The sequence below is a fragment of the Williamsia sp. 1135 genome, from assembly GCF_002095395.1.
Taxonomy (GTDB): domain Bacteria; phylum Actinomycetota; class Actinomycetes; order Mycobacteriales; family Mycobacteriaceae; genus Williamsia.
The window spans coordinates 21,852-28,387 of sequence record NZ_MJEI01000054.1; the positions used below are offsets into that span (position 1 = coordinate 21,852).

At 64.2% G+C, this 6,536-nt stretch carries 6 protein-coding genes and 1 pseudogene; 5 read left to right on the top strand and 2 right to left on the bottom strand.

From position 1 onward, the window contains the following. Window positions 1–127: 127 nt before the first annotated feature. Window positions 128–1,528: an MFS transporter gene (locus tag BFL43_RS02465; protein WP_084890471.1), complete on the bottom strand. Its 1,401-nt coding sequence runs from the start codon at window positions 1,526–1,528 to the stop codon at window positions 128–130. Between the two features lie 129 nt (window positions 1,529–1,657). On the opposite strand from BFL43_RS02465, the gene BFL43_RS02470 reads away from it, so the two are divergent. The 3 genes from BFL43_RS02470 to BFL43_RS02480 all read left to right on the top strand — a co-directional run bounded on the left by BFL43_RS02470 (window position 1,658) and on the right by BFL43_RS02480 (window position 4,950). Next, the gene (locus tag BFL43_RS02470; RefSeq protein ID WP_084890462.1) at window positions 1,658–2,677 is read left to right on the top strand and encodes an AsnC family transcriptional regulator; all 1,020 of its coding nucleotides are present in this window, start codon (window positions 1,658–1,660) and stop codon (window positions 2,675–2,677) included. Between the two features lie 474 nt (window positions 2,678–3,151). Continuing rightward, a complete protein-coding gene (locus tag BFL43_RS02475) occupies window positions 3,152–4,321 on the top strand; it encodes a histidine kinase (RefSeq protein WP_084890464.1) in 1,170 nt (389 codons plus the stop codon). After that, a complete protein-coding gene (locus BFL43_RS02480) occupies window positions 4,318–4,950 on the top strand; it encodes a response regulator transcription factor (RefSeq protein WP_084890465.1) in 633 nt (210 codons plus the stop codon). Before BFL43_RS02475 ends, BFL43_RS02480 begins: the two co-directional genes overlap by 4 nt. Before the next feature lie 31 nt (window positions 4,951–4,981). Here BFL43_RS02480 and BFL43_RS29260 read toward each other — a convergent pair. Further along, window positions 4,982–5,242: pseudogene (locus BFL43_RS29260) on the bottom strand (multicopper oxidase domain-containing protein); the annotation flags it as partial. Window positions 5,243–5,287: 45 nt separating this feature from the next. On the opposite strand from BFL43_RS29260, the gene BFL43_RS02490 reads away from it, so the two are divergent. Further along, window positions 5,288–5,578, top strand: coding sequence for a transposase (locus tag BFL43_RS02490; RefSeq protein ID WP_084889699.1), 291 nt, complete (start codon window positions 5,288–5,290; stop codon window positions 5,576–5,578). Next, window positions 5,575–6,513 (top strand): IS3 family transposase, encoded by a 939-nt coding sequence (locus BFL43_RS02495; RefSeq protein WP_084889697.1) that lies wholly within the window; start codon window positions 5,575–5,577, stop codon window positions 6,511–6,513. The genes BFL43_RS02490 and BFL43_RS02495 overlap by 4 nt, the downstream gene beginning before the upstream one ends. Window positions 6,514–6,536: the final 23 nt, after the last annotated feature.

The following is a 6,536-nucleotide window of genomic DNA, read 5'->3' on the forward strand; positions in this document are numbered from 1 at the left end:
TGACAGCGCACAATTTGGAGGACGCCTTGCGACACAGGATCAGGCGAGGTTTGTTTTCGATGAGTGGCACGAACGTATCCGCAGACGTGACCGCCGTCTCGAAGCGATAGCGCGAGGCTGATGCGGCTCAGCTCAGGGCGGGTTCGGGCTCGCTGACCGCGACCGGGGTGCTGCGACGACTGAACAACCCGACGACGATCGCCGCACCCACGATCCCGACAATCCCAGCCACCGCGAACGCGACGTCGAGGCCCGACGTGTAGTTCGGTCCCGCGTGCCCGGCATCGGCCCCGGTGATGGTCTGGAACACCGATCCGAGAACGGCAATACCCAATGCGAGCCCGAGTTGGCGGGCGGTGTTGACCGTGCCCGAAGCGACACCTGATTGCTGCGGTGGGACCGCCGCCAGCGCCGTTGCGTTGAGCGCCGGCGACACCATGCCCACCCCGACGCCGATGAGCGCGAGCCCGGGAACGGTTGCGGTCCAGTCAGAGTCGGGGCCGACGAGCATCAGTGCCAGTGATCCGGCACCGACCACGGCCAGACCACCGCCGATGGTCACCTGCGGTGCCACGTTGTGCAAGAACTTGCCGCCTGCCCCGGCGACCAGGAATGCGACGACGGGCATCGGCAGGGCGGCCAGGCCGTTCTCGAGCGGTGACATGCCGAGCGTTCCCTGCATCCAGAGCGCAACCAGCGGGAAGCTCGAGAACGCCGCGAAACTGAGCACCAAGGCGCCGATCACGCTGCCCGACAGGTGGGGCCGCACTAGCAGACCGAGGGGCAGCATCGGATTGCGCTGTCGCAGTTCGACGATGACAAACGCCGCGAGCATCACCACCGCGACACCGAAAGACCACGAAGTCGTCGCGTCTGTCCAGCTGTTCTCGCCGCCGTGGATGATCGCGTACGTGAGCGCGGCGGCGCCGGCGCTGAACGTAACGACTCCGGGAACGTCGAAGCGCAACGTTCGGCGAGCGTTGTCGGTGAAGACCATCGCCGACAACCACAGGGTGATCGCCGAAATCGGCAGATTAACGAAGAAGATCCAGCGCCAATTGAGTAGATCGGTGAGCACCCCGCCGAGCACCACGCCCGCTCCGGCGGCAGCACCACTGACCGCACCCCAGGTCGCGAACGCGACGCCGCGATCACGTCCGGTGTAGGTCGCGTGGAGCAGCGCCAGCGTGGTGGCGAACATGGCGGCCGCGCCGACACCCTGTGCCGCCCGGGCCGCGATGAGCAACGTGGCGTCCGACGCCAGACCGCAGGCCAGTGACGCCAGGGCGAACAGGGTGGTGCCGATGAGGTAGATGCGTTTGTGTCCGACACCGTCGGCCAGACTGCCCGCGGCCAGCACCAGGGCGGCGAGAACGAGGGCGTACGCATCCATCACCCACTGCAATTGGGAGAACGTGGTGCCGAGATCTTGCTGGATGTCGGGTAAGGCGATGTTGACGATGGTGACGTCGATGAGCAGCATGAACGTGCCGAGACAGGCGGCGACGAGTGGAATCCACTTTCGCATGATCGTGTCCTTTCGGGTCGGGGGTTTGCCGGGATCGAGTGTGCGACCAGACCACGACAAATCCATCACTCGAACGGGGTTTTACGACGCTATCCTTCAATCAACGCCGTCAACAGACCGGAATCCGCCATGATCGACGACACAGACCGCATGATCATCCACGCGCTGAGTGCCGACATCCGAATGTCCTTCGCCAAGATCGGTGCGGTGCTCGGTATAGCCGAACAGACCGTGGCCCGCCGCTATCAGGCGCTCGTGCGCGGCGGCGCCCTGCAGTGCACTGCGTTCATCGATTCCCTTGCTCTCGGGATCAGCCAGGGCGTTCTGCGCATCACCCCCCAGCCGGGTGCCGGCGGAACTCTCGCCACGGCGCTGGCCCGTCACCCGGATATGAGCTGGGTCAACATCACGAGTTCGGAGGTGCTGGCGGTCCATCGTCCACGGTCGGTGGGGGACCGGGACGAGATGGTTGGAGACCGTATTCCGAAAACATCACTAGTGCAATCGATCTCATCGCACACCGTGGTCCGTCGCTACCCATTGGTCGGCAACTTGCCGAACTTCGCTGAACTGTTCACTACGACACAGCTCGAGCATCTCAGATCTGTTGCCGAGGAGCGGTTTTCCGTCATCACCGAACGTGAACGGGACGAGCGGTCGTGGCGCTCCACGCTGCAGATGGGGCCCGTCGACCACAAGATACTGGCGATGCTGGAGGCGGACGCGCGAATGCCCTACGCGACGTTGGCCGAGAACCTCGGCTGGACACCGGCGAGGGCTGCCCAGCGGATCAGGGAACTCGTCGACAGCGGGGTGATGTACCTCGACTTCGACGTGTCGTTGCCGCAGCTCGGTGTCGCTCTGGCGGCAGTCGTATGGGGCAAAGTCTCAGTGAGGCAACTCGAATCGGCGGGAATGGCAGTGGGCATGCTGCCCGAGGTCCCCTTCGTCTGCGCCACGACCGGTGCCACCAATCTCATGGCGTCGGTCCTGTGTCGCGATACCCGGCACCTCTACGACGTGATGACCCAGGGATTCGGTGCCACGGCGGGTATCGACGATCTCGAGGTGACCCCGGTGGTACGGCAGGTGAAACAGGCGCGAATGTTCGTCAATGCGGGCCGGATGTCGAGGGTGGCGGTTTCCTGAGGTTCGAAAGGGTTGCTACTGAGAGTCTTTGCCGACATCGGTGACGCGACGCAGCTGATCGACAGCCATACATGCGCGCACTGGCGGCAGTCGCGGTGGGCCAGGTGCGCGATCGACACCATCTCCCGGCATGGGGCGAGACCACCACCGAGTACCTTCCACCCGAAAAGCGGAAGGTCATCGCGCGGTGCTGAAGCCGATAAAACAGTAACTATGTCGTCTCGAGTCGGTTCTGGATGAACCAGACCGCGTCAAAGCTGGCGCTGCTAAAACCGGTCAGCGCGGATTTAGTGCGATCGACCAGCAGCAATGGGAACCACGCAGACGCCGTCTCATCAGGAGCTGCGGCCGGCTGTTCCTGCGAGGACTCGGTCGGTGATGTCGCACTCGCCCGCGGCTTTGGTGCGGGGCTTGCCGTGTCGATGACGCTCCTCTGGCCGGAAGATCTAGTTCACGGTTGCCTACTGTGGAGCGATGATCGACAAGTTCCCGCATCTCGGCCGGTTGCCATGGGTTCGCTGGGTGCCACTCGTGTTGACTCCGCTGATGCTGCTGGCCAGCAATTTCCCTGGCGAGTATCACGTACCGCTCTGGTACTGGGCGACAGCACTCGCCGCGGCAGTGATATTCCTGCTGGGCGGCCGCTGGCCACTGGCCGTCTCGCTCGCGCTGTCCGCGCTCGCAGTGCCGATGTTCGTCGCGGATGCGTGGGGGTTGTCCGGACTGGTTCCGTACCTCGGCGCAATCGGTCTGGCCGAGGTGGCAATGCGGTTCAAGCGGCCGTTGCCGGTGATTGCGGCCAGTGCGTGTTGGATGACCGCGGTGTTGGTCAAGATCGCGGCCGAGACGTACTCGACCTTCTGGCGGCCCGCCACAGCGATCGAGACGGTTGCCGTTGTCGGACTGCCGTTGCTGTTCGGGCTGTATCTGCGGGCGCAGCGCGACTTGGCCGAGACCTATCGAGCCCGCGCCGCCGACGCTGAAGCACGCCGAGAGGAGGACGCAGCGCTGGCGCGCTCCGTTGAGCGCGCCGCATTGGCCCGGGAACTGCATGACCTGGTAGCGCATCACATGGCGTCAATCGTGCTGCGAGTCGGTGTCGTGCGGCATGTGGTGGCGGAGGCGGACCCCCGCGTACAGAGTGTGCTCGACGATGTTCATGCCACAGCTTCCGGGGCATTGGCGGACATACGCCGACTCCTCGTGGCACTACGAGACCCCCTGCTCGGGGATGTGGCTCTGGTCGAAGTCGGTGCAGTCTCGGCCGAAATCGCTGCAGCCGTCGAGCGCACCAGAGCGGCGGGAATGTCCGTCGAAGTCGAGCTGGATCCGGATCTCGGTGAGCTGGACGCCATCGGGCGGCTCACCCTACTGCGGGTGGTTCAGGAGTCGTTGACCAATGTGATGAAGCACGCGGACCCAGCGGGGCCGGTGAGCGTCTCGGTCGTCCGGGAGGACGACGAGGTCAAGGTGACCATCGCCAGTTACTACACACGCGGCGCGGCGGCACCTAGCGGACTCGGGCTGATCGGCATGACCGAACGTGTTGCGCTCGCCGGCGGCACGCTCGAGGTCAGTGCCGACGACAGGTGTTGGCACGTTCACGCCACCCTCCCAGTCGCAGCGACAGCAGTCGGCGCATGATTCGCCTACTCATCGTCGACGACCAGCGCCTTGTGCGGGCCGGTCTGCGGATGTTGTGCGAGTCCACCGAGGACATCGACGTCGTCGGTGAAGGTTCCAACGGCGCGGAGGCCATACGCCTGGCAGCCGAATTGGCACCCGATGTGATCCTGATGGACCTGCGGATGCCAGGCCTCGACGGTATCGAGGCAACCCGACAGATCGTCAGGTCTGGTTCTGCGTCGAAGGTGTTGGTACTCACCACCTTCGACGACGACAGCCACCTCTATCCAGCACTTTCGGCCGGCGCGGCGGGATTTCTCGTCAAGGACACCGCGCCCGCTGACCTAGCGGACGCGATCCGTCGTGTCGTCGACGGCGACCTGCCGTTCTCTCCCTCCCTGCTGCGTCGAATAGTCGACCGGGCGGTCGAGGAGGGGCGTGCGCCAGAGCCGGTCGACGTCGTGGAACTGAGCCCACGAGAGAGTGAAGTGCTCGGGCTCGTCGGTGAGGGTCTGGGAAACCAGGAGATTGCCGACCATCTGCACCTGGGAGTCTCGACGGTCAAGTCGCACGTGGCGAGTTTGATGGCCAAGACCGGGTGCAACAACAGGGTGAGACTGGCGGTATGGGCGTACCGGCGCGGCTGACACCTACCAGGTCCGATCGGTCTGCGGCCGGTCAATGACCGCCGTGATGTGAAGATTTGTCGGTAGGCATCTGCATCGGGGCAGCACGTTGGTCCGCCCCGAGGACGAGGAACTGACCCATCATGCCCTGATCCTCATGCCGCATCAGGTGGCAGTGGAACATGTACGGGAACGTCGGGTCGGTGTATTCGGCGAACCGTAGCGTCAGCCGGATGGTGGTGCCGGGCGGGGTGTAGACGGTGTCCTTCCAGCCTGCGAGCGGCGGCGGTGGTGCCTGGCCGTTTATATCGAGTGAGGTTCCCCCCAAACCGTAGAGGCATCGATAATGAGGAGCACGATGTCTGAGAAGCGGAAGAAGTACGACCGGGAGTTCCGTGATGGGGCGGTCCGGATCGTCGAGGAGACGGGTAAACCGATCGCCCAGGTCGCGCGCGATCTGGGGGTCAACGAGGGCACCCTGGGCAACTGGGTCAACCGTGCGCGCGCCGAGCGCGGCGGCGAGGATGAGGCGAGCGGCGATAGTGCTGCCGAGCTCAAGCGGTTGCGTGCCGAGGTGGCCGAGTTGCGGATGGAGCGCGATGTTTTAAAACGATCGGTGGTCCTGTGGGTGAAGGAGGCGACGAAGTGATGCTGGCCCGCTTCATCGCAGAGCAGAGGACCACCTATCGAGTGCCACATACGGTCACGTGCGCGCTGCTTGGCGTGAGTATGGCGTGGTTCTACAAGTGGTTCAAGCGTTCTCAAAAGCCGGGTGCAGCAACAGGATTGCATACCGCGCGTGACTATCGGCGCGACACGGTAGACCGCGCAGTCAAGGTCAAGTTCATGACATTGCGGGGCTTGCATGGTTCCCCGCGGCTGCACGTGGACCTGCGTGAGGACGGGTGGACAGTGAGCGAGAAGACGGTCGCGGATTCGATGCGCCGGCAGGGTTTGGTGGCACGCCGGATCCGTCGCCGAAACGGGCTGACCCGGCAGGACAAGACGGCACCGAAGTTCCCGGATCTGGTGCGCCGGAACTTCACCGCGACGCGTCCGAACGAGAAGTGGGTCGGCGATATCACCGAGATCCCGACTGCGGCCGGGAAGTTGTATCTGGCGACCGTGATCGACCTCTACAGCCGCCGATTGCTGGGTGCGGCCACCAGCGTGCATCCAGACGCACCGCTCGCGTGTGCAGCAATCGAGATGGCGGTGGCCACCCGAGGCGGTAAGCAGGCCATAAGGCGTGACGAGGAGTCCGAACGGGTCATCTTCCACAGTGACCGCGGGTCGACGTACACCTCCAACAAGTTCACCAAGCTGTGCCGTCGGATGGGACTCCGTCAGTCGATGGGCCGCGTCGGGTCATGCTTCGACAATGCCGCTGCCGAAGCGTTCTTCTCTTCCCTGGAGTGGGAGGTACTGTCACGCAACGATTTCGAGACTCTTGCCGGAGCCAAGGCCGGTGTGCTTGACTGGTGTTACGGCTTCTACAACCACGTCCGCCGGCACTCCACGATTGGGATGGTCAGCCCCATCGACTACGAGAACGCTGCAGTCGCGGAGCCCGAAGCCGCATAGAGGAGTCCTCCACGATTTGGGGG